Origin of the sequence: Thermosynechococcus sp. PKX95 (assembly GCF_031583295.1) — a bacterium.
Lineage (GTDB): Bacteria > Cyanobacteriota > Cyanobacteriia > Thermosynechococcales > Thermosynechococcaceae > Thermosynechococcus.
Genome location: NZ_CP134171.1, coordinates 1,605,029 through 1,627,173, shown reverse-complemented (window position 1 = coordinate 1,627,173; position 22,145 = coordinate 1,605,029). Strand labels below are relative to the sequence as shown.

The 22,145-nt window shown below is 55.1% G+C and carries 27 protein-coding genes and 1 other RNA gene; 17 read left to right on the top strand and 11 right to left on the bottom strand.

What is annotated here, in order from left to right; all coding sequences use genetic code 11:
* The first annotated feature begins 8 nt into the window (after positions 1-8).
* From RHH81_RS07950 to RHH81_RS07930, 5 genes are all read left to right on the top strand, one after another.
* Positions 9-1,040: a serine hydrolase gene (locus RHH81_RS07950; RefSeq protein WP_310742871.1), complete on the top strand. Its 1,032-nt coding sequence runs from the start codon at positions 9-11 to the stop codon at positions 1,038-1,040.
* Positions 1,041-1,811, top strand: a complete 771-nt coding sequence (locus RHH81_RS07945) for an ABC transporter ATP-binding protein (protein ID WP_310438255.1) — start codon at positions 1,041-1,043, stop codon at positions 1,809-1,811.
* Positions 1,804-2,658: a DUF6671 family protein gene (locus RHH81_RS07940; RefSeq protein WP_310742870.1), complete on the top strand. Its 855-nt coding sequence runs from the start codon at positions 1,804-1,806 to the stop codon at positions 2,656-2,658. The genes RHH81_RS07945 and RHH81_RS07940 overlap by 8 nt, the downstream gene beginning before the upstream one ends.
* A gap of 99 nt (positions 2,659-2,757) precedes the next feature.
* The gene (locus tag RHH81_RS07935; protein WP_310742869.1) at positions 2,758-3,078 is read left to right on the top strand and encodes a hypothetical protein; all 321 of its coding nucleotides are present in this window, start codon (positions 2,758-2,760) and stop codon (positions 3,076-3,078) included.
* A 12-nt stretch (positions 3,079-3,090) separates the two neighbouring features.
* Entirely contained in the window at positions 3,091-4,017 is a 927-nt protein-coding gene (locus tag RHH81_RS07930; protein WP_310742868.1) for an NAD(P)H-dependent glycerol-3-phosphate dehydrogenase, read from the top strand.
* Here the strand turns inward: RHH81_RS07930 and RHH81_RS07925 are convergent.
* Together RHH81_RS07925 and RHH81_RS07920 are read right to left on the bottom strand one after the other, a co-directional pair.
* The gene (locus RHH81_RS07925; RefSeq protein WP_225901533.1) at positions 4,001-4,537 is read right to left on the bottom strand and encodes an anti-sigma factor; all 537 of its coding nucleotides are present in this window, start codon (positions 4,535-4,537) and stop codon (positions 4,001-4,003) included. The genes RHH81_RS07930 and RHH81_RS07925 overlap by 17 nt on opposite strands.
* A 41-nt stretch (positions 4,538-4,578) precedes the next feature.
* Entirely contained in the window at positions 4,579-5,244 is a 666-nt protein-coding gene (locus tag RHH81_RS07920) for a sigma-70 family RNA polymerase sigma factor (RefSeq protein WP_206199712.1), read from the bottom strand.
* 254 nt (positions 5,245-5,498) lie between these two features.
* Here RHH81_RS07920 and RHH81_RS07915 point away from each other — a divergent pair, with 254 nt between their 5' ends.
* Positions 5,499-6,356, top strand: coding sequence for a phosphatidate cytidylyltransferase (locus tag RHH81_RS07915; protein ID WP_149821646.1), 858 nt, complete (start codon positions 5,499-5,501; stop codon positions 6,354-6,356).
* A 337-nt stretch (positions 6,357-6,693) separates the two neighbouring features.
* Positions 6,694-6,933, top strand: coding sequence for a hypothetical protein (locus RHH81_RS13075; protein ID WP_310742867.1), 240 nt, complete (start codon positions 6,694-6,696; stop codon positions 6,931-6,933).
* Positions 6,934-7,024: 91 nt separating this feature from the next.
* Here the strand turns inward: RHH81_RS13075 and ald are convergent, their stop codons facing one another.
* From ald to RHH81_RS07880, 6 genes are all read right to left on the bottom strand, one after another.
* A complete protein-coding gene (gene ald, locus RHH81_RS07905) occupies positions 7,025-8,116 on the bottom strand; it encodes an alanine dehydrogenase (RefSeq protein WP_206199711.1) in 1,092 nt (363 codons plus the stop codon).
* A gap of 7 nt (positions 8,117-8,123) precedes the next feature.
* The gene (pheA, locus tag RHH81_RS07900) at positions 8,124-8,972 is read right to left on the bottom strand and encodes a prephenate dehydratase (RefSeq protein ID WP_206199710.1); all 849 of its coding nucleotides are present in this window, start codon (positions 8,970-8,972) and stop codon (positions 8,124-8,126) included.
* Between the two features lie 69 nt (positions 8,973-9,041).
* An RNA gene (gene rnpB, locus RHH81_RS07895) (RNase P RNA component class A) lies at positions 9,042-9,406 on the bottom strand.
* Positions 9,407-9,413: 7 nt separating this feature from the next.
* A complete protein-coding gene (locus RHH81_RS07890; RefSeq protein ID WP_206199709.1) occupies positions 9,414-10,136 on the bottom strand; it encodes a DUF928 domain-containing protein in 723 nt (240 codons plus the stop codon).
* Positions 10,137-10,234: 98 nt separating this feature from the next.
* Positions 10,235-10,744, bottom strand: coding sequence for a peroxiredoxin (locus tag RHH81_RS07885; protein ID WP_310742866.1), 510 nt, complete (start codon positions 10,742-10,744; stop codon positions 10,235-10,237).
* Positions 10,716-11,093 (bottom strand): DUF2996 domain-containing protein, encoded by a 378-nt coding sequence (locus tag RHH81_RS07880; protein WP_310445776.1) that lies wholly within the window; start codon positions 11,091-11,093, stop codon positions 10,716-10,718. The genes RHH81_RS07885 and RHH81_RS07880 overlap by 29 nt, the downstream gene beginning before the upstream one ends.
* A 61-nt stretch (positions 11,094-11,154) precedes the next feature.
* On the opposite strand from RHH81_RS07880, the gene rimI reads away from it, so the two are divergent.
* From rimI to aroC, 6 genes are all read left to right on the top strand, one after another.
* Positions 11,155-11,697, top strand: coding sequence for a ribosomal protein S18-alanine N-acetyltransferase (gene rimI / locus RHH81_RS07875; RefSeq protein ID WP_310742865.1), 543 nt, complete (start codon positions 11,155-11,157; stop codon positions 11,695-11,697).
* Positions 11,698-11,796: 99 nt separating this feature from the next.
* The gene (locus tag RHH81_RS07870) at positions 11,797-12,972 is read left to right on the top strand and encodes a transaldolase (RefSeq protein ID WP_206199707.1); all 1,176 of its coding nucleotides are present in this window, start codon (positions 11,797-11,799) and stop codon (positions 12,970-12,972) included.
* An 80-nt stretch (positions 12,973-13,052) separates the two neighbouring features.
* Positions 13,053-13,496, top strand: coding sequence for a ChuX/HutX family heme-like substrate-binding protein (locus RHH81_RS07865; RefSeq protein ID WP_206199706.1), 444 nt, complete (start codon positions 13,053-13,055; stop codon positions 13,494-13,496).
* 6 nt (positions 13,497-13,502) lie between these two features.
* Entirely contained in the window at positions 13,503-14,441 is a 939-nt protein-coding gene (locus tag RHH81_RS07860) for a TIGR01777 family oxidoreductase (protein WP_310742864.1), read from the top strand.
* Positions 14,442-14,452: 11 nt separating this feature from the next.
* A complete protein-coding gene (locus RHH81_RS07855) occupies positions 14,453-14,791 on the top strand; it encodes an iron-sulfur cluster assembly accessory protein (RefSeq protein ID WP_302676218.1) in 339 nt (112 codons plus the stop codon).
* A 15-nt stretch (positions 14,792-14,806) separates the two neighbouring features.
* Positions 14,807-15,898 (top strand): chorismate synthase, encoded by a 1,092-nt coding sequence (gene aroC / locus RHH81_RS07850; protein ID WP_302677994.1) that lies wholly within the window; start codon positions 14,807-14,809, stop codon positions 15,896-15,898.
* Here the strand turns inward: aroC and RHH81_RS07845 are convergent.
* Positions 15,895-16,617: a Bax inhibitor-1 family protein gene (locus tag RHH81_RS07845; RefSeq protein ID WP_206199702.1), complete on the bottom strand. Its 723-nt coding sequence runs from the start codon at positions 16,615-16,617 to the stop codon at positions 15,895-15,897. The two genes, aroC and RHH81_RS07845, sit on opposite strands and share 4 nt — an antisense overlap.
* A gap of 77 nt (positions 16,618-16,694) precedes the next feature.
* On the bottom strand, positions 16,695-17,588 hold the full coding sequence (murI, locus tag RHH81_RS07840) for a glutamate racemase (RefSeq protein ID WP_310742863.1): 894 nt from the start codon (positions 17,586-17,588) through the stop codon (positions 16,695-16,697).
* 297 nt (positions 17,589-17,885) lie between these two features.
* Here murI and alr point away from each other — a divergent pair, with 297 nt between their 5' ends.
* Positions 17,886-19,037 (top strand): alanine racemase, encoded by a 1,152-nt coding sequence (gene alr, locus RHH81_RS07835; protein ID WP_206199700.1) that lies wholly within the window; start codon positions 17,886-17,888, stop codon positions 19,035-19,037.
* Positions 19,038-19,044: 7 nt separating this feature from the next.
* Here the strand turns inward: alr and RHH81_RS07830 are convergent, their stop codons facing one another.
* Positions 19,045-19,497, bottom strand: coding sequence for a nucleoside deaminase (locus RHH81_RS07830; protein ID WP_310742862.1), 453 nt, complete (start codon positions 19,495-19,497; stop codon positions 19,045-19,047).
* 103 nt (positions 19,498-19,600) lie between these two features.
* Here RHH81_RS07830 and rfbB point away from each other — a divergent pair, with 103 nt between their 5' ends.
* The 3 genes from rfbB to rfbC are packed head-to-tail and all read left to right on the top strand — an operon-like array spanning position 19,601 to position 22,105.
* The gene (gene rfbB / locus RHH81_RS07825; RefSeq protein ID WP_310742861.1) at positions 19,601-20,680 is read left to right on the top strand and encodes a dTDP-glucose 4,6-dehydratase; all 1,080 of its coding nucleotides are present in this window, start codon (positions 19,601-19,603) and stop codon (positions 20,678-20,680) included.
* Positions 20,677-21,564: a glucose-1-phosphate thymidylyltransferase RfbA gene (gene rfbA, locus RHH81_RS07820; protein ID WP_206199697.1), complete on the top strand. Its 888-nt coding sequence runs from the start codon at positions 20,677-20,679 to the stop codon at positions 21,562-21,564. The genes rfbB and rfbA overlap by 4 nt, the downstream gene beginning before the upstream one ends.
* Positions 21,557-22,105 carry a dTDP-4-dehydrorhamnose 3,5-epimerase gene (rfbC, locus tag RHH81_RS07815; protein WP_206199696.1) on the top strand — a complete coding sequence of 183 codons (549 nt, stop codon included), beginning with the start codon at positions 21,557-21,559 and terminating at the stop codon, positions 22,103-22,105. The genes rfbA and rfbC overlap by 8 nt, the downstream gene beginning before the upstream one ends.
* Positions 22,106-22,145 lie beyond the last annotated feature (40 nt).

Below are 22,145 nucleotides of genomic sequence, written 5' to 3'. Positions count from 1 at the left end.
TTCGTTCAATGGTTCCGTCCTCTACGCTTTCCTCACTGCCTCGTCCAGCAGTAATTCCTAGCCCAACGCCTCCCCGTCCTAATTTGTTTTTAATCAGTTTGCGTTTTGGTGTCAGTGTGGTTGCCCTTGCCACCATAGTCGGCACACTGCTGTCGGTGTTGCAGCCTGAAAAACTGTCCCTAGAGACCACGGCCAGTCAGGCGATCGCTCCTGAAACACCAACCCCCAACTTGCCCCCAGAACGTCCCCTCCCCACTCTGCAACAGCAAATTCAACAACTGGTGAGCCGTCAACCCAATCTGACGGCGGGGCTGTACTTTTTTAACCTCGACTCCGGGGCATCTCTGAATGTAGGCGGCGATGCGGTCTTTCCAGCGGCCTCTACGATTAAATTTCCCATCCTTGTTGCCTTTTTCAAGGCGGTGGATGAGGGACGAGTCACGCTCCATGAACGCCTCACCATGCGTCCGGATCTGATTGCTTCTGAGGCGGGCACATTGCAATACCAAAAGCCGAATTCCCAGTACCCCGCCCTTGAGGTGGCCGATTTAATGATTACCATTAGCGACAACACGGCAACGAATATGATTATTGATCGCCTTGGGGGCGCAGCCGTGCTCAACCAACAGTTTCAGGAATGGGGCTTAGAAAATACAGTGATCAACAATCTGCTACCGGATATGAAGGGCACCAACACCACTAGCCCTCGCGACTTGGCAACGCTGATGCTGAAAATTGGTCAGGGGGAAATTGTCTCCCCCCGTAGTCGCGATCGCCTGCTGGACATTATGCGGCGCACGGTCACTAATACCCTCTTGCCCGCTGGCCTTGGCAAAGGGGCTACGATTGCCCACAAAACTGGCGATATTGGTATTGTGGTGGGAGATGCGGGCATGGTGGATATGCCCAATGGCCAACGCTATGTGGCAGCAATGATGGTGAAACGCCCCTACAATGATCCCCGAGGTAGTGAACTCATTCGCCAAGTCTCGCGCATGGCCTACCAAGCCTTCGAGAAACTTCCCCCTTCTCAGCCCTAGATGTCGCAGCCACTCCTAACCTTAGAGAATGTGTGCCGCTACTTTGGCGGCCTCAAGGCGGTTGATTGCGTGTCCTTTAGCGTGGCAACGGGGGAGATTTTTGGCATTATTGGCCCCAATGGCGCTGGTAAAACCACCCTTTTTAACCTGCTGACGGGGTTAATTCCTCTCACCTCAGGAGAAATTCAGTTTCAGCAGCAGCCCCTGCACCTGCTTAAGCCCCACCAGATTGCTGGGTTGGGCATTGCTCGCACCTTTCAAAATATTCGCCTCTTTCCAGAGATGAGTGTTTGGGAGAATGTGCGCATGGGACAGCATCTCCATGCCCCTGCCAGTTTTTGGGCAAACCTCTGGGGAGCAGCGCCTGTACGGTATGTTCAGGAGCGCTTGGAAAACCGCGCCAAGGAACTCCTCTACTGGGTGAATCTCTATGAGCGGCGCCACGAGCGGGCAGGCAACTTACCCTATGGTGAACAACGCCGCCTTGAACTGGCGCGTGCCTTGGCACTGCAACCCCGCCTGCTCTTGTTAGATGAACCGGCTGCGGGTATGAACCCCAAGGAAAAGCAAGACCTCTGTGAGTTAATTCGCCGCCTCAAGGAGACCTTTGACCTGACGGTGATTCTCATTGAGCACCATGTGCCCTTGGTGATGAGTTTGTGCGATCGCTTGGCAGTATTGGACTTTGGTCAACTCATTGCTTTAGGGGATCCCCTGACGGTTAAAAATGATCCCAAGGTGATTGAGGCATACCTCGGCGGTGATGTTTAAGGCGACGGATTCCTATTTCCAAGGACGAACAGCTATTCTTGCCACCAAGCATGGCAAAGAGCAGGCGATCGCCCCGGTGCTGGCGCGTCTAGGGGTAACGGTGGTTGTGGCCTCGGATTTTGATAGCGATCGCTTTGGGACGTTTAGCCGTGAAATTCCCCGCTGTGGCACCCAAGAGGAGGCAGCTCTCGCCAAGGCAGAAGCGGTGCTGACACAAACGGAGGCAGACTTAGTGGTTGCCAGTGAGGGGAGCTTTGGCCCTCATCCGCAATTTCCGATGCTTCCGAGCGATCGCGAACTCATCCTGCTTGTGGATTGCCGCCATGACCTTGTCTTGCGGGGGGAGGTGCTCTCCCTAGAAACCAACTTTAACCATGCCACCGTGAGTCATCTTGAAGAGGCCTTGGCCTTTGCCGAGCGGGTGGGCTTTCCATCCCATGGTTTGATTGCAATGGCGCAGGCGGATCCTCTACCCAATACGCCAATTTTCAAAGGGATTCAAAGCGAGGAACAGTTGCAAAGGGCGATCGCCACCTTGGAAACCGATTGCCCCACCATTCACCTTGAAACCGATATGCGGGCCCACATGAACCCGACGCGCATGCAGGTGATTGCTCAAGCGGCTGCTGACCTCGTTCAAGCAATGGCTCAGGGCTGTCCTCAGTGTGGTTGGCCGGGGTTTGTGGCTCGTGAGAAACTGCCGGGGCTACCCTGTGAACGGTGTGGCGCACCCACCAGCGCCATCAAAGCCAGCCGTTACCGCTGTCAACGCTGTTTGCACCAACTCACAGTGCCAGTTCCTGAAGCCGTTGCCGATCCCAGTCAATGCTACTTCTGCAACCCCTAGGCAAGGACAAAGACTTGGTATAATCCCTTGTACAGCCCTCGGCACCGATTAAGCCATCCTATCGTCTGCATTCCTAGCGCATGTTTTGAGGAGTGACCCATGACACCTCGCTATCTCACCAGTCTTGCCCTTGCTGCACTCACTCTCAATCTCGGGGGTATGGCGCTTGCCCAGACTGCAAACACGAATAACCCAATGGAAGGCTGGCAACAAAACGGCAATGCCAATGATTTGGGAAGCATTCTTAATCCCCAGAATGGCAACTTTTCCGTGCCCGGACTGATGAATCGCCTGCGTTTGATCGATGGTCGCGATCCCAACGAAGTAGTGGCGGATCAAATGGAGAATCTTAATGCTGAAGCAGAGGCCTTTCGCAAACGACAGCAGCAACAATTTCAAAATCTAACGGTTACGCCCTAGGACGGGGATGGTATGTCCCCAAGGGTATTGATTTTGGGCTTAGGTCATTGGGGACAAACACTGGCATACCTATTTGAGCAACAGGGCTGCAGGGTCTCCTGCTGGGGGCGATCGCAGGGGGCACTCTCGGCTGCTCTTTTCCAAGAGATTCACTTATTGGTTTCGGCTCTCCCCATCAAAGCTGTGCGGGAAGTCGCTGCCCAAGTGGCCGCCCTCAAGCCCCCCCTAGACACCATCCTTGTCAGTGCCACCAAGGGTTTAGAAGCAGAAACCTTTGCCACAGCAGCGGATATTTGGCAAACCTACTGCCCGCATCACGATCTCGTCGTTCTTTCTGGTCCCAACTTGGCCGGTGAAATTCAACAGGGACTACCGGCAGCGGCAGTGGTGGGGGGAAAGCCAGCAGCCACCAAGCCAGTGCAAGACTGTTTGGGCAGTACCACCTTTCGCCTCTATAGCAATGAGGATCGGCGGGGTGTGGAAATGGGGGGCATCTTCAAAAATGTGATTGCGATCGCCTGTGGCGTCAATGATGGTCTGGGTCTTGGCGTCAATGCCCGCTCTGCCCTGATTACCCGAGGACTGGTGGAAATGGTGCGGGTGGGTACCCACTGGGGCGGACAAGTGGAAACCTTCTACGGCCTTTCAGGGTTAGGGGATCTCCTCGCCACCTGTACCAGCGCCCTGAGTCGCAACTATCAAGTGGGGTGGCATCTTGCCCAGGGTCAATCCCTCTCCCAAGCCCTAGCGCTGACCAAGGGGACGGCTGAAGGGGTGAACACTGCTCGCGTGCTCTGCACCTATGCCCAGCAGCACCAGTTAGATATCCCGATTACGGCGATGGTGAATGCCGTTCTGAGGGGCGACCTCACTCCCCAAGCTGCCCTCAACTGTCTTTTGGAGCGTCCCTTCAAGCCGGAGATTATTCCTGGTCAGTAGCTTCAGTCCTTGGCTGTGAACTTGCCCAAGGTGCCGGCAGCGCCGCAGGAGCCGTTTCACTGACGGGAATGGCCACAGGGGGACGGTCAAGACTGAGCATCAAACCAACTGCCGTTGGCTCAATCGGTAGAGGAGATACCGCTGGCTCAATGCCGGCAGGACTGGTGATAGCCACAGGCAGACTGGAGAAGGGATTGGGAATTAGACCCGTCAGCATTGCCACGAAGGATGCCGCTAGGGTTGCTCCCGCACTCCCTAAGACCCAAATACGACGGGGGCGATGGGCCTTAGCAATCACTTCAGCGGCCAAACGATCCGCTGGACAGGGGGTCAAGGGTACGGGCAGTTCTTGCATCTGTTGCTTGAGGGTCAGGAGTCGCTGATAGAGGCGTTGGCCTTCGGGGTCAGTGGCCAGCCATGCTTCCACCTGTTGCCGTTCTGCAGCCGTCACTTCACCATCGAGGTAGGCGCTCAGGAGTTCAAAGGTATCGCGTTTGCAGTGATCCAGTTCGTCCATCATAGGGGTCTGTCCTTGCAGGAAAAGGGTAGGGGTGATTCGCATCAGGTTGAAGGGAGATCGAGGTGGGGTTGGAGTTCTAGTTGGAGTCGCTGTCGGGCACGGGCGATTCGCGATTTCACGGTTCCGAGGGAAACCCCAGTGATTTGGGCAATTTCTTCGTAGGAGAGGCCTTCAATTTCCCGCAGAACAATCGTTGTCCGAAAGGTTGCCGGTAGGTTGGCGATCGCCCGCCGTAATTGATCATAGAATTCATCCGTACGCAACCGGTCATCGGGACTGGCATCACTGGCGGCAAGTTCCCAGCTCATTTCACCCTCTTGGGTTTTCAGGGGTGCATCCAGCGACAGGGGCGGTTGATGGCGTTTGCGTTTGCGCAACTCATCGTAAAACAAGTTGGTGGCAATGCGGCTGAGCCAACCCCGAAATTTGCTGGCGTCTTGGAGTTTGTGAATGTTGCGATAGACCCGAATCCAGACTTCTTGCACAAGGTCGGCGCGATCGTCCCAGTCGGGCGCGAGGTGATAGATAATTCGCTCCACATGGGATTGGTATCGCCGCAACAATTCAGTAAAGGCAGCACGATCTGGGGTTCTGCCGGCTTGACAGCGGACAACCAACTCTTGGGGTGTAAGTTTTGTCAGCGGCAGCGTCACCCGAGCACTGGTCTCCTCAACACGCGTCCAAGCAAGGGGAAGACTGGATGTCATGGATACAATCGACCTCAGACCAATCGCTTTTCATGACGCCCTTGCCCCCATGATGTTCCCTGATCCGTTATAGCTTGCCAAGGACATTGCCATGCATCCTGTTTTGGCTGCGAGTCTGTTAATGTTTCCTTAACGTTGGTGAATTTAGATTAAACTTTTTATTGTAGCGGCGATCGTTCTTTGGACGCGCTACGCAAACACTCAACGCGCGGCTCAATCGTAACCCCCTCTCCTTATCACCGCCCCTCACCACCATGCTCTGGATCCGCATTGCCAGTGGACTTGTCGCGATCGCTCTCGCGCTGCTGATGACCTTTTTAGGCGGTTGGTATTTTTGTCTGGGCATTGGGGCACTGATTTATCTGGGTCAACTGGAATACTTTGAATTAGCCCGTGCCAAAGGGAGTGCGCCGGCGGCTAAAACCACCCTCGTGGTGAGTCAAGTGCTCCTGATCACCTCACTGCTGCGTCCAGACCTTGCGGATGCTGTCTTTCCCGTCGCAGGTACCTTCATTTGCTTCTACTTGCTATTTCAACCCAAGCTGGCCTCGATCGCCGACATTTCCACTTCAATCATGGGGCTATTTTACGGCGGCTATTTGCCAAGCTATTGGGTGCGCTTGCGGGGATTGGAGCAACAGGCAACATTACCTTTGGGAGGATTTTGGCCAGAGCAGTTTCAACTCACCGCTTTGCCCTTGGGGTTGCAGGTAACCCTCTTGGCCTTTGTCTGTATTTGGGCGGCAGATATTGGTGCCTATGCTGTTGGTAAGCTCTTTGGCCGGACACGGCTTTCCCACATCAGTCCCAAGAAAACCGTAGAAGGGGCAGTGTTTGGCGTTTTAGGGAGTTTAGGCGTCGCCCTTTGGGGAGCACATTCCCTCGGCTGGCCACTCCCTTGGCTTTTGGGTGCAATGTTTGGCCTCATGATTGGCATTGCCAGTCTATTGGGGGACTTAACGGAGTCAATGATGAAACGGGATGCCGGCGTCAAAGATTCTGGCCAGTTGATTCCCGGGCATGGCGGCATTTTGGATCGCGCCGATAGCTATGTTTTTACGGCACCCCTTGTGTTTTACTTTGTGACGTTACTATTGCCCTTGTGTCAATGAGTTTCTTGCCATTCAATCTACCAAAATTCGCCGCAGTGCTCCGTCTATACCGCAAAGCGGTTAGGTAGTGGTGAGGCGGCGGGCGACCATAGGGAGCAGTCACTCAATCTCAGCTTGTTGCTGGATATATTGAGCTAGCACCGAACATCGGGTGCGACTGATAGCTATAGTCCACTCATGATCACCCTGACGTACGAGTACAAACTAAAACTAACCCAGCAGCAGGCTAAGCAGATCGACTACGATCTAGACGTGTGTCGCCAAGTTTTGAAATGATGCGCTGAGGGAGCGCAAAGACTGGATTGCTTCGCGCAAATGTCCAGTCAATGCCTGCTCTGTGCGTAGCGAGAGCGAGTACATCATCCCAGCGGATGCCCCCTACCCCAGCTTCAACGTGCAGTGCCAAGGATTAACCCAAGCAAAGCAGTTCAACCCTGATTTAGCGTCGGTTAACGCCCAAGCATTGCAGCAAGTCTTGAAGCGGGTGGTTGGCCTCGATGTTGGCCTAGAATACTTTCTCTCCACCTCGGACGGACTTCAACTAGCACGGCCTAGGTTTTTCGTAGAGATGCTGTGAACGGGGAATCTCCTGCTATACGCCTAGCCTTAGCGGGATGAGCGTCAATGAGAACGGGGCTCAGCCTGTCCAGAGGTACTTGATCGTCGGCCTAAAGATCAGGAAAGACAACCCGCACATCGGGATGGACTAAATGGTGCTGCTTGACCACTAGACCCTTGGCAAGGGCAGGGGAGAGTTCGAGGGCGCGATCGCCATGATCGGCGAGGCAAAGAATATAGGGCAAGGTGCTATTCGTCAGGGCTTGGGTGGCTGTCCAAGGCACAGCTCCCGGCATATTCGGCACGCCATAGTGAACCACACCAAAGGCGGTATAGGTGGGGTTGGAATGGGTCGTGGGTCGCAGCGTTTCCACACAGCCCCCTTGATCCACGGCCACATCAATGATCACTGCTCCGGGGCGCATCGTTTGCACAAGGGACTTGGGCACCAAACAGGGAGGACGCTGACCCGGCACAAGGACAGCACCAATCACTAAGTCCGCTTGGGGCAATAGCTCAGCAATGAGGTGAGAACTGCTGTAGAGGTACTCCACCCGGGCGCCAAAGAGGGTTTCTAGATACTTGAGACGCTCGACATTAATATCGAGAATGCTCACCTGTGCCCCCAAACCCACAGCCATCCGCGCCGCTTCTGTGCCGACGACACCGCCCCCTAAAATGACAACCCGCCCCGGCCGCACCCCCGGAATGCCACTGAGGAGCACTCCCCGCCCCCCTTGGGTACGCTCTAGGAAGCGGGCACCAAACTGCACTGCCAAGCGACCGGCAATCATGCTCATGGGGGTTAGCAGCGGAAAGCTGCGTTGGTGATGATGCGTTTCTTCAACACTTTCATAGGCGATCGCGGTAATCCCCGATTCCAACAGAGCCACCGTCAGCTCCCGACTAGCGGCAAGGTGCAAGTAGGTAAAGAGCAGTTGGCCAGAACGCAAATAGCGATACTCCGAGGGCAAGGGTTCCTTGACTTTGACCACCAGTTGGGCATCCCACGCGGCTTGGGCCGTGGCCACAATTTGGGCACCTGCGGCAACATAGGCCTCATCGAGAAAGCCTGAACCCACCCCCGCGCCACTTTCAATGAGAACCTCATGGCCGCGCTCCCGCAGACTTTGCACCCCTGCTGGCGTCAGACCGACGCGGAATTCTTGATCCTTCATTTCTTTGGGGACACCGATACGCATGGCCAATCTATTCTCCGAGGTCTAGAAATTGATAACTACCAAAGACCTTCAACACATCTGTAGCGTCCTTAAGCGCCAGCAGACAATCAGCCACCACATCAGGGCGACCATTCACCTCTAAGTCAACAAAGAAGAGATAATCCCCCAAAGCACGTTTGCTGGGGCGCGATTCAATGCGGCTGAGGTTAATCTGGCGATCGCTAAAGAGTTGCAGCACCTTGAGCAGGGCACCGGGGGCATTGGCCTTCAGGCTAAAGGCAATGGAAGTGTGGGTATCCCCCGGCTGGGGCCAGCCGTCCCCCTGTTGGCGACTCACCACCCAAAACCGCGTGCAATTGTCGGGAATATCCTGAATTTCGGTGGCGACAATGGGTAGTTGATGGAGTTGGGCGGCTCGTACGGAGGCGATCGCCGCCACCCGATCGGATTGAGCCACGTATTGCAGCCCTTCGGCGGTGGAGGTCACCGGACATTGGCGAGCATGGGAAAGATGGGCTTGTAACCAGCGCTGGCACTGCCCGAGAGCTTGGGGATGGGAATAGACCGCTTGAATTTGGGCGAAATCTGTGGTTTGGGCAATGAAGGCATGGACAATGGGGCGGATAAAGGCGTACTGAATGTGCAGCGTATCCAGTCGCCATAGTGAATCAAGGGTAATGTTGACACTGCCCTCAACGGAATTTTCACTGGGGACTAGCGCCAAATCCAACTCGCCGGCGGCCAACGCCTCCAAACAGCCAGCGATCGTCGTCAAAGGAATCAGCGTCAGGGGTTCTCCCTGTTGCCATTGGGCGTAGCTTTGAGCGGCTTCTTCACTGTAGGTGCCCACTGGGCCAAGATAACCCAGCTTCACCATAGAAGATCCAGACAAGGGGGGCAAAGACTCAAGGACACATCCTCACAAGGGATTTGCAAAAGGGTCTAATGAATGAGTTAGACGTAAGCCGGGTTCTGTTCAAAGGGTGGTTATCTATCTGGGACACTTGTTACCAAGTGCCTCTAGCGGCTCTGGCTAGCAAAGAACTGGGGAAAAGACCAACCCTAGTTCCTTAGCGCTAGCACACCTTGCTTCCAGCCGGGGTTTACCGAGCCAACACCTCTCGATGTTGCTGGTGCGCTCTTACCGCACCGTTGCACCCTTGCCTGTGAGGTTTCCCTCCATCGGCGGTATATTTCTGTGGCACTATCCTCGCGGTCACCCGCACTGGGCGTTACCCAGCAAGCTTGGTCTTTCGGAAGCCCGGACTTTCCTCAGGAGTGAGAGACTCCCGCAACCACCACGCTAACTCATTCAGTTTTATTGTACTAGGGGCGCTTGGGCAATACTCCCTAGACCAACGGCAGATAATACGGCGACCCATTCACTGCGGGCTAGGTTCCGTGTGGCTTCATTCCCTTGCAGCTCGGCCAAAATCGCCAAGGTTTCGTACCAAAGGCCTGCATCAACTGCTGCCCCAAGGCGATCGCCCCCACTCTTGCCCTGAAGTTGCTTTGCCAAATCCGTGGCCGGCTGCACCCGCGAAATCACGCCACTGACAGAGATAAAGGCGGAGGGATCATCGGCATCAGCACCACACAGTAGGGTAAAGGTCCAGCGGTAGTCTTGGCCGGGTTGGAGTTGCACATTGGGCTTCAGTGCCAGAATCCCCGGTTCAGCGGGTAGATCCACCACCATTGTTGCTAGGGGACGATGCTCAGCATCAGCAATCACCACTTCCCCCTGCGTGGCTTTGCTCTTGGGCACAAAAACAAAGAGGGTTGGTGTCGCCACAGCCGTTTGGCCAAGGTGGGTATCAGGGAGTAAGGCGGTTAAACGTTCACTGCCGCTAACACAGGCTCCACGGGTTGCCCCCCCAAAGCGACTACCGGGAACACCACGGTTCGGCAGATTCGCCCGCAGTCGCGCCACAAGACTGGAAGGCTGGCTCACCACAGGCGTCGTTCCCTGAGCAAGGCTGAGAGAACCAAGGGACAACAGAAAGAGGGGCACCGCAGGTACAAGGGCAAGGTAGGAACGCATGGCCAAACTCCTAAGAAGAATAGCTCTACCCTAGCCCTAGGGAGTCGGCCTTGGCAGTGAACTCGCTTACCGTTGGGGTGTGATTGCGATCGCTTGCTCTAGGCAGTGGCACTGGCCAACTGCCGCAAAATCTTGAGCGCCTCATCTACGTGGGCTTTGAAGTTGAGCATAGAGTCAAAAACGTAGCGCACCACACCCTCTTGATCAATGACATAGGTGACCCGCCCCGGAAAGAGACCAAAGAGCGAAGAGGCACCATACTGCTGGCGAACCTTGTTGCCGGGATCACTGAGGACGAGAAAGGGGAGTTGGTGATTTTTCTGGAAGCCCTGCTGCCGCTCCACGGGGTCGCCACTAATGCCAATCACTTCAGCGCCCAGTTCTTGGAAAACACTGTAGGCATCGCGAAAGGCACAGGCTTGAATCGTGCAGCCGGGGGTTTCTGAGGCGGGGTAAAAGTAGAGGACAACGTTCTTTTTGCCACGAAAGTCGGAGAGCTTCACCTTGCGGCCATTGGCAGCCGTGAGTTCAAAATCAGGGGCGCGATCGCCCACTTGAATTGCTGTGGCCATACTCTCGCTAATTGCCTCCCAACCACTTTTGGCCATTCAGGCGCTGCATCACCCCAAAGACCAGTAGATCAAGCGTTACTTTACGCTCATCCCCCAAAAATGGCTCAATGGTGCTGGGGGCAATGCCACCGCTGCTACAGACAAAAGCCTTCGGCCCTTGGATATCCCCCTCTAGGAAGTAGAGGCGAAACTGATACATTCCCTTGCCCCACTCACCCATCACGGTATTCTCCTCTAGGCGCAGACTCACATCCCCCACTTTGGCGCTGAGGGCGTTCTGGAGAGCAGGCAAAAAAGCCTCATTAATAAACTCAGCAAAGGGTTTATCCTCAATGGCGGGGGGCTTTTCTTTTTTGGGGGCTTGGGTGGGCGTCTCTTCTGCCATAGCGCTGCTATAGGGTACCATTTCCTCTGCATGATAGCACTCTCCCTTGCAGGCAACGGCCATGGGGCAATTAGAATTACGACGCCCAACGATTAAGGATTTAGATAGCATCGTTCAACTGGATCAGGTGTGTCTGGGGGGCTTTTGGTCGCACCAAGGCTATGCCCGTGAGTTGGAGAATCCGCAACATACGCTGCTGGTGGTGGCCACCCTTGATGGGGTGTGGGGCTGTGGCGTGAGCTGGGGGATTGCCGATGAATTGCACCTAGTGCTGTTGATGGTGCATCCGCAGTACCGGCGGCAGGGGTTAGCAGGGTTACTCCTATGTCGGCTCTTGCAACTGGGGCATCAAGGGGGCGATCGCCAGTGGGCAACGTTGGAAGTACGCGCCAGCAATGCAGCCGCCCAACAACTCTATCAGCGCTTTGGCTTTGAACTGGTCGGACGGCGTCCCCACTACTACGAGAACCCCCCAGAGGATGCCCTGATTCTTTGGCGCAATCACCTCAATACTCCCGAAATGGGGCAGGAACTTGAGCGGCACTGGCAGCACTGGCGATCGCGGGTTGAGGCGCAAGGTTGGTCGCTCATCGATGACACCTAGAGAGCCGAGGGGTGACATATTGCGCTTTGTTACGGCGCTTTCCCCGACCCTTGGGCTGGCGAACGATAATGAAAGGGACACGTTTGGGAGACTTGTCCCATGAACTTGCTGGAACAGTTGCGACAAATGACAGTTGTGGTCGCCGATACGGGAGACATCCTCGCCATCGAAAAATTCACCCCCCGTGATGCCACCACCAATCCCTCGTTGATTACGGCTGCTGCCCAAATGAAGGAGTACCAGCCCATTGTGGATGAAACCCTGCGCAAAGCCAAAGCTGATTTGGGGTCTGGTGCTACTCCCCGTGAGATTGTCTCCCTTGCTGTGGATCGCTTGGCGGTGGCCTTTGGCTTGAAAATTTTGCAAATTATCCCCGGTCGGGTCTCAACGGAAGTAGATGCGCGGCTCTCCTACGATACAGAAGCTACAGTGCAAAAGGCGCGGGAGTTGATTGGCCAATACGAAGCCGCAGGCGTGGGGCGCGATCGCGTGCTGATTAAAATTGCCTCGACTTGGGAAGGCATTCGTGCAGCCGAAATTCTCGAAAAAGAGGGCATTCACTGCAATTTAACCCTGCTGTTTGGCTTCCATCAGGCGATCGCCTGCGCTGAGGCGGGTGTGACATTGATTTCCCCCTTTGTTGGGCGCATTCTTGACTGGTACAAGAAAAAAACAGGTCGTGCCGAGTATCCGGGGCCTGAGGATCCAGGGGTGATTTCCGTCACCAAAATCTACAACTACTACAAGAAATTCGGCTACCCCACGGAAGTGATGGGCGCCAGCTTCCGCAACATTGGCGAAATTATTGAACTGGCGGGTTGTGATCTGCTGACGATTTCACCGGCACTGCTACAGGAGCTGCAAAACACCAGTGGCGAGCTAAAACGCAAACTGGATCCGGCGATCGCTGCCACCCTTGACATTGAAAAAGTCGCTATGGATGAAGCCACCTTCCGCAAGATGCACGCGGCTGATGAGATGGCCAGTGAAAAACTGGATGAGGGCATTAAGGGCTTCACCAAGGCACTGGAGACCCTTGAGGATCTCTTGACGCAGCGACTGACCCGCCTTGAAGGGGCGGAAACCCTCACCCATGCAGCAGAAGAACTCTTCCATGTCTATGACCTCGATGGCGATGGCATTATTACCCGCGAAGAGTGGCTGGGAACGGATGCAGTGTTTGATGCCCTCGATGCCAACCACGATGGTAAGGTGACCCCGGAGGACATGGGAGCAGGCTTGGGGGTGGTGCTGCACTTGGCCAAGGCCAAATAACAAAGACCAACTTGGCAGTCTTGCATCAGCATCCTCTGTGCGTCACAGTGGAAGAAGCGTTCATAGCTGATGCACCAACGATGTCTGATACTTCTCCCTCCTTTCAGCAATTTCTCAGGGATTGTGAGCAATTGGGGCTACTGCGCCTTGTGGTTACAAACGAAACTGCCGTTTTGGAGGTGCGATCGCCCCTCACCAAGGTTTTCTATGCTGAACTGCCCAAGGGGCGCTATGCCAATATGCACACGGAGGACTTTGAGTTTCACTTGAATATGGATCAGGTGGCCAAAATTCGCTTTGAGGAAGGGCAAGCCAAGCGGGGCAACTTTCCTACCTACGCCATTCGCTTTCTCGATGCCAATGAGAAATCCGTCCTCAGTGCCTTTTTGCAGTGGGGTAAGCCCGGTGAATACGCCGCAGGTCAAGTGGCAGCTTGGCACGCCCTGCGGGAACGCTACGGTACAGAGTGGCAACCCGTGGTGGCCGCCCTTGAGGCAAAAGCGTCCAGCGCAACCCATGGATAGGGATCTATGAGAGTCGTTGTAACCGGTGCTACTGGATTTGTCGGGCAGCAGGTCGTCAGCGCCCTCAGCGATCGCGGCGATCACGTGGTTGCCTTAGTACGCTCCCCGGCGAAAGCCGCCAAACAATTCGCTGGCATGACCCATGTTGAATGGGTGGGCTATACCCCCAAAGCCGCTGGGGACTGGTTTGCTGCCCTTGAGGGGGCGGATGCAGTAATTAACTTGGCAGGAGAACCCCTTGCCAATGGTCGCTGGACAGCGCAGCGCAAACAGGAGATCTACGATAGCCGGGTTGTCGGCACACAGCAGTTGGTGCGGGCGATCGCCCAATGTCAACAGCGCCCGCGGGTATTGGTCTCGACCTCTGCCATTGGCTACTACGGCACTAGCGATACAGAAACGTTTGTCGAAACCCATGCAGCGGGAAATGATTTTCTGGCCAAGGTCTGTGTGGACTGGGAAGCGGCTGCCCAAGAGGTAACGGATTTAGGGGTGCGGTTCGTAATTCTGCGTTTTGGCATTGTCCTCGGCGAGCAGGGGGCACTGGCCAAGCTCCTATTGCCCTTTCAGTTATATCTAGGGGGGCCCCTTGGGTCGGGTCAGCAGTGGTTTTCGTGGATCCATCAGCAGGACTTAGTGCGCCTGATTCTGGCCGCAGTGGATCAAGCGGGAATGCAGGGGGTTTACAATGCCACCGCCCCAGAGCCACTGACGATGGCGGACTTTTGCCGGGTATTAGGAGAGGTGATGCAGCGCCCCTCTTGGTTGCCTGTGCCTGCCCCAGTTCTCCAATTGCTGCTGGGGGAAGGTGCCGATGTGGTGCTCAAGGGGCAGCGGGTCTTGCCGGAGCGGACGCTGGCTACGGGATTTCAATTTGACTACCCCAACGCCAAGGCAGCTCTCACCAACCTCCTCAAACCACGATATACTGATGGTTCCCGCTAGTTTGGTGCAAGATGGTGGAATTGACCCCCGCAGCCATTCAAGAGTTGGAACGTCTCCAAGCCCATGGCGTCAGTCGAGGTCGGGCCGCGATTCTACGGATTCAGGTGCAACCTAGTGCCTGCGGTGACTGGCGCTACGATCTTGCCCTTGTGACCGAACCCGAGCCGACGGATGTGCTCACCCAGTCCCAAGGCTGGACAATCGCGATCGCGGCGGAAGCGGCTGAGATGTTGCGGGGGTTGCGGGTGGATTACATCGAAGACTTAATGGGGGGCGCTTTTCGCTTCCACAATCCCAATGCCAGTCAAACCTGTGGCTGTGGCATGGCCTTTCGGGTGAGCGGATCGTAGGTTTCAGAAATCACTATGGGCAATACGTTTGGGCATCTCTTTCGCGTCACCACCTTTGGTGAATCCCATGGGGGCGGTGTGGGGGTGGTTGTGGATGGCTGCCCTCCCCGATTGGAACTGTCAGAAGCGGATATTCAAAAGGAACTGGATCGCCGCCGCCCCGGCCAAAGTCGGCTCACGACCCCTCGCCAAGAGAGCGATCGCTGTGAAATTCTCTCCGGGGTCTTTGAGGGCAAAACCCTCGGCACGCCCATTGCGATTCTGGTGCGCAACAAGGACACTCGCCCCGAAGATTATGCCGAAATGGCACAGGTCTATCGTCCCTCCCATGCAGATGCTACCTATGACGGCAAATACGGGATTCGCAACTGGCAAGGGGGGGGCCGTGCCTCGGCACGGGAAACCATTGGGCGTGTGGCCGCGGGGGCGATCGCCCGCAAAATTCTGGCTCAAGTCGCGGGTACCGAAATCATTGCCTACGTCAAGCGGGTCAAGGACATTGAAGCCGTTGTTGATCCTGATACCGTGGCAGCGGCTGCCGTTGAGGCGAATATCATGCGCTGTCCCGATGCCACCACCGCAGAAAAGATGATTGCCCTTGTGGATGAGGTGCGGCGGCAAGCCAACTCCATTGGCGGTGTCATTGAGTGCGTGGTTCGCAATGTGCCTGTCGGCCTAGGCTCCCCCGTCTTTGACAAACTAGAAGCAGATCTTGCCAAGGGGGTGATGTCGCTGCCCGCCAGTAAGGGCTTTGAAATTGGTTCTGGCTTTGCCGGTACCCTGCTCACGGGTCAAGAGCACAATGACGAGTTCTATACCGATGAACAGGGAAGAATTCGCACCCGCACCAATCGCTCTGGGGGGGTTCAGGGGGGCATCTCCAATGGCGAAAACATTATTTTGCGGGTAGCTTTTAAGCCCACCGCCACCATTGGTCAAGCCCAGAAAACCGTGAACCAAGCGGGTGAAGAAACCATGCTAGCGGCAAAAGGGCGGCATGATCCCTGTGTGTTACCGCGAGCGGTGCCGATGGTCGAGGCAATGGTAGCTCTTGTTCTCTGTGACCATCTGCTCCGGGATCATGCCCAGTGTCATCTGCTGTTTTAGCGACTGCGATTGAGGGCAATCAGTAACCGCAGGATAAAGATAAACAGGTTGATGTAGGTCAGGTACATCGAAAGGGCAGCAGAGAGGTACTGATCATCGCGGTAGGTACGGGGCAGCACAAAGAAGTCCACCACCGCAGCCCCCACAAAGAGCACGACACCAATGCCAGAAATCGCAATTTCCAGAAACGTGGGTGTAAAGACACCAAAGAAGCTGAAGACTAACTGGAGAACGAGCACCACCAGCAGGGCAATAATCCCCAGTTGTACCGTTTTGGCAAGGGCAAAGCCATCGCGTTCCGACAGATTGGAACCAATGGGACTAGCGGCCATAAACGTGATGCCACAGCCGCCAGCGGCAATGATGATCCCCATAATGCCTACGGTGCTGAGGGCAAGGGCAATCAATCCAGAGAGCGTATAACCCGACAGCAAACTGTAGGTGGCCAACAGGGGTAGGGCTAGCCCATTATTCCCTTTGCGAGCGGCTCCCTGTGCCACAAAAAAGAGGACAAGTTCAGCAATAATGGCAACAATGAATGTGGGCATGAACAGTTGAGGTGCGGCGCTGATGACGCCGAGGCCACCCCAGCTACCCACCGCCGTCAGGACGAGGCCACCACCGACAAAGGGCAGGGCATTGCGAATCACATTAGGCCCTACAATCGCGCTACTACGCGCCTCGCGAATCGCCTCTTGAAAATTACTGGTACTACTCACGGGAATCCTCCAAGGGTGGTGAATAGACAACACAGCCAGATGGCATAGTTCTATTGTGCCAAAATTCCCAAGGGCACCTAGCTGGCAACAACCACGGAGACCTCTGGTGGCGGGGCGGTTATCTCTAATGGCGGATAGAATTGGGTCAAGACACTCAAGGATAGATGCTCCACCGTTGGGTAGTATCCCAGCCATCGACTGGCTAACTGGGCAAATTGTTCGGGTATCCCACTGACATAAAAGTGCACTTGGCCTTGGGGGCAAGGAGTCGCTAAATTCATGGCCTCTAGTTTGCGCACTGTTGCACGGGCAACGGCATGGGCAGGATCAAGGTGATGAACCGTTGCGGGCAAATACTGCTCAATCACAGGGCGCAGGTGGGGGTAATGGGTGCAACCATAAATGAGGGTATCGGGGTCAAATTGAACTAGGGGGTTTAGGGTCTGACAAACAATGCGGTGGACGCGATCGCCCTCTAGGCAATTGCTTTCCACAAGGGGGACAAACTCAGGGCAAGCCACTTGAGCGATCGCCACTGTGGGTGAGAGTTCCTGAAGTGCCCGTGCATAGGCACCGCTTTTAACCGTTGCGGGGGTAGCAATGACACCAATGCGCTTTCCCAGCGTGACCGCCATCTTGGCAGCGGGGACAATCAAGCCAAGGATCGGAAAGGGAAACTCACTGCGAACCTGTGCCAAGGCAAGGGCTGAACTGGTGTTGCAGGCCATCACCGCCATCTTGACGCCTTGGGAATGCATCCACGCCAAAATCTCCCGCACATATTGCAGGATTTCACTGCGGCGGCGAGTTCCATAGGGCAACCGTGCTGTATCCCCAAAGTAGAGAAACGATTCTTGGGGTAAAAGGCGTTGGAGTGCCTGTAAAACCGTTAAGCCGCCCACCCCACTGTCAAACACGCCAATCGCTCCCAGAGGATTTAGCCCTAGGGATGTCTTGTGCCAGTTGTCCACTCGAACCTCGACCTCACACCAACAAAAATGACATTGCCCCGTTCAGCAAGAGGGCAACCACAGCCAATCTACTGCCCTTTTTACGGAGATGGGACACGCTCAAAACCGCGAGATCTCCTTGATGGACTCTAGGTCATAGAAAAGGGCTGTAGTGCCACTCTAGCAGGTTTTGCTAAGAAGCGAATGATTGACGCTAAGACTGAACATCGGGTGCTATACATTGAATCACAGAGCACCCGTGGCTGTAGGGTTGGTCACCCCCTGTGGGGAAGTTATGGTGTGAGGATAGGAAAAACAATGCTCAGTCAGGAACAGCTCACCAGTTCCCAGGAGTGTGAGCGCGCATGGATTGAAATTGATTTGGCGGCCTTGGCAGCGAATACCCAACATCTTCGCCAATGGCTGGCACCAACAACGGAACTTTTAGCCGTGGTGAAAGCAGATGCCTATGGTCATGGTGCCCTCACGGTGGCACAGACGGTTTTAGCCCACGGTGCAACTTGGCTAGGGGTGGCAACAATCCCCGAAGGGATTGCCCTACGGCAGGCGGGGATTACAGCGCCAATTTTGGTCTTGGGATCCGTCAATTTGCCCGTGCAGGTGCAGATGATGGCCGAGTGGCAGCTTCAGCCCACCCTCTCTACACCCAAGCAAGCCTTGATTTTCTCTGACTACGCTGATCACCGGCGGGAACCTCTTGATGTCCATTTGATGATTGATACAGGCATGTCCCGCTTGGGCTGTCCGTGGCAGAATGCAGTCGAATTTGTGCAGTTTGTGCAGCGGTTACCCCACCTGCGCATCCAAGGAATCTATTCTCACTTTGCCAGTGCCGATGACACCGATCCCAGTTTGATGTGGCAGCAGCAGGCCTATTTTGAACAGGTGTGGGAACAGATTTCGGCCCTAGGTTTAGGGGCTGTGCGCCGTCACATGGCGAATTCGGCAGCCACCTTGGCCAACCGCAGTAGTCACTATGACATGGTGCGCGTTGGTTTGAGTCTCTACGGCGTGTATCCGGCGCCCCATTTACGGGGGGTGGTGCCGCTGCGACCAGTGATGCAAGTGCGATCGCGCATTACCCTGTTGAAGGAGATTCCCGCCCATACGGGCATTAGCTATGGCCACCAATTCATTGCCCCCAAGCCGATGAAAATTGCCGTTGTGGGCATTGGCTACGCTGATGGGGTGCCCCGCCTTCTTTCCAACAAGCTCGAAGTCTTGGTTCAGGGAAAACGGGTGCGCCAAGTGGGGGCTATTACGATGGATCAACTGATGATTGATGTCAGTGACATTGATGGCCTTCAGGAGGGGGATGTGGTGACCCTTCTTGGCGAAGATGGCGGGGACTGCCTAACCGTAGAAACTTGGGCGGACACCCTAGGCACAATTACTTGGGAAATTCTCTGTGGCTTCAAGAACCGCTTGCCGCGTATTCCCGTATCCTAAAATTTCGCTACTCTCCTTCAGAGGTGAGTTCGCCAATGTCCTCAAACCAAAGCTGGGGATGCTGCGTAATAAAGTCCCGCATTAACTGCTGGCATCGCTCCAAGTTCAAGTCAATCACCTCTACGCCATGGGACTCCATAAATTCCCGTGCGCCGGCAAAGGTCTGGGATTCGCCCGCAACCACTTTTCTAATGCCAAACTGCACCACAGCACCCGCGCACAGATAGCACGGCATCAAGGTTGAATAAAGAATTGTATCTCCATAGCTGCCGATCCGTCCCACATTGGCCAGGCAGTCAATTTCCGCGTGGAGAATTGGGCTACCCTGCTGTACCCGCTGGTTATGACCCCGACCCATAATTTCACCATTGCGTACCAAGACCGAGCCAATGGGAATGCCGCCTTCTTTGAGTCCTTGTTCTGCCTCGGCGATCGCCGCCGCCGCCATAAATTCATCCATGATTGTCCGCCTGAGCAAATGTTCATTCCTAGTAAACGTCTTTTTCTGAACGGGTGTCTAGTCTTGGTATGATGCAAGCCAGAATCTGGTGGTGTCAGTGTCCATGATCAAGTTTTTGGTAACGGGTGGGGGTGGTTTTATTGGCGCCAACTTTGTGCGCTTAGCCCTTACGGAAGGCTGGGGGGCGGTACTCAACCTCGATAAAGTGACCTATGCCTGTCACCCCGGCACCTTGGCCATGCTCGAGCAATTGCCCAATTATCAATTTGTCAAGGGGGATGTGGGCGATCGCCCCCTTGTCCAAGAGCTATTGCAAACCTTTCAGCCCGATGCCGTGATTCACTTTGCCGCCGAAAGCCATGTGGATCGCTCCATCAATAGCCCCCAGGACTTTATCCAAACCAATGTCGTGGGGACCGCCAATCTCCTAGAAGAGGTCAAAACCTACTGGCAACAGTTACCCACTGGAGCACAGGAGCAGTTCCGCTTCATTCACATTTCCACCGATGAAGTCTATGGCAGCCTTGGCTCTGAGGATCCGCCCTTTCGCGAAGACAGCCCCTATGCCCCCAACAGCCCCTATGCCGCCTCAAAGGCTGCCTCGGATCACTTGGTGCGAGCTTACCACCACACCTACGGTCTGCCCACCCTGACAACGAATTGCTCCAACAACTATGGTCCCTACCAGTTTCCCGAAAAGCTGATTCCGCTGGTGATCTGCCAAGCCCTAGCGGGGCAACCGCTGCCGATATATGGCGATGGTCAAAATGTGCGGGATTGGCTCTACGTTGAAGATCACTGCCGTGCGGTCTATACCGTTTGGCAAAAGGGTCAGGTGGGGGAAACCTACAACATTGGTGGCAACTGCGAAAAGCCGAACCTTGAGGTCGTGCACACCCTCTGCGATCTGCTGCAAACCCTTGTGCCTCGCGCTGATTTGAATTACCGCAGCTTGATTACCTTTGTCAGCGATCGCCCCGGTCACGATCGCCGCTACGCCATTGACGCCTGTAAAATTCAGCGGGAACTGGGGTGGCAGCCCCAAGAAACGTTTGGCAGTGGCCTTGAAAAAACCGTGCAGTGGTATCTTGCCCATCAAGACTGGGTGGAAGCAGCGCGCACCGCCGACTACAGTGCTTGGCTGGCAACCCACTATGGCAGCGTTCTTAGTCATTGCCCATGAAAGGAATTATTTTGGCTGGTGGCTCTGGAACCCGCCTCTATCCCCTGACACAGGTGCTCAGTAAACAACTGATGCCCATTTATGACAAGCCAATGATTTACTATCCCCTCTCAATTCTGATGCTGGCGGGGATTCGGGAGATCCTCATTATTTCTACCCCAGAGCACCTCTATCTTTTTGAAAAGCTTCTAGGGGATGGTCATCAGTGGGGCTTGTCCCTCAGCTATTGTGTGCAGCCTCAGCCCAATGGTCTCGCGGAAGCTTTTATCCTAGGGCGGGAGTTTTTACAAGGAGAACCCGTCTGCCTCACCCTTGGGGATAATCTACTCTACGGCCATGATTTACCCCAAAAATTGCAACAGGGGGCGCAATTGACGGAAGGGGCAATGATTTTTGGCTATCGGGTGGCCAATCCGCAGCAGTACGGTGTGATTGAGTTTGATGCCAGCGGTCGCGTCCTCGGCATTGAGGAAAAGCCAGCGGTGCCCAAGTCCAACTATGCGGTGCCCGGCATCTATTTCTATGACCATCAAGTGTGCGATCTGGCAGCCCAGCTTCAACCATCGGCGCGGGGGGAACTGGAAATCACCGATCTCAACCGCCTCTACCTTGAAAAGGGACAACTGCGGGTGGAATTGCTGGGACGCGGCTATGCGTGGCTGGATACGGGTACCCATGATCTGCTGCAACAGGCCAGCAGCTTTATTCGCACACTGGAGGAACGGCAGGGGGTGAAAATTGCCTGCTTAGAGGAAATTGCTCTGCATCAGGGCTACATTACCCCAGAGCAACTTTATGAACTCGCCCAACCCCTGCGCAAAAGTAGCTACGGTCAATATCTCTTGCAGGTGTGGGCAGAAGTCACTGGAGGCAGTCATGCTTAAGGTACAACCGCTAGCGATCGCTGACGTTCTGCTCTTGGAACCCCGTGTCTTTCGCGATCAGCGGGGCTTTTTCCTAGAAAGCTTTAATCAGCGGGCTTTTATGGCCGCTACAGGCTTAGAGGTGACCTTTGTCCAAGACAATCACTCTGCCTCACAACAGGGCGTGCTACGGGGATTACACTACCAGCACCAACAGCCCCAGGGCAAACTCATTCGCGTGATCGAGGGGGAAATTTTCGATGTCGCAGTCGATTTGCGGCGCTCTTCGCCCACCTGTGGCCAATGGGTGGGGACTTGGCTGAGTGCGCAGACCTTCCGGCAACTGTGGATTCCCCCTGGCTTTGCCCATGGTTTCTGGGTGCAATCAGCCACTGCCCAAGTGCTCTACAAAACAACGGACTACTACAATCCGGGGGATGAATATACGCTGCTGTGGAATGATCCAACCGTCGGCATTCAATGGCCGATCGACAGCGAACCCCTCCTTTCTGCCAAGGATCAGCAGGGCAAGTCGTTCAACGAACTTCCCCTATTTGCTTGAGATAAAAAATCCCTCCCCAATTGGAGAGGGACACTCAGAC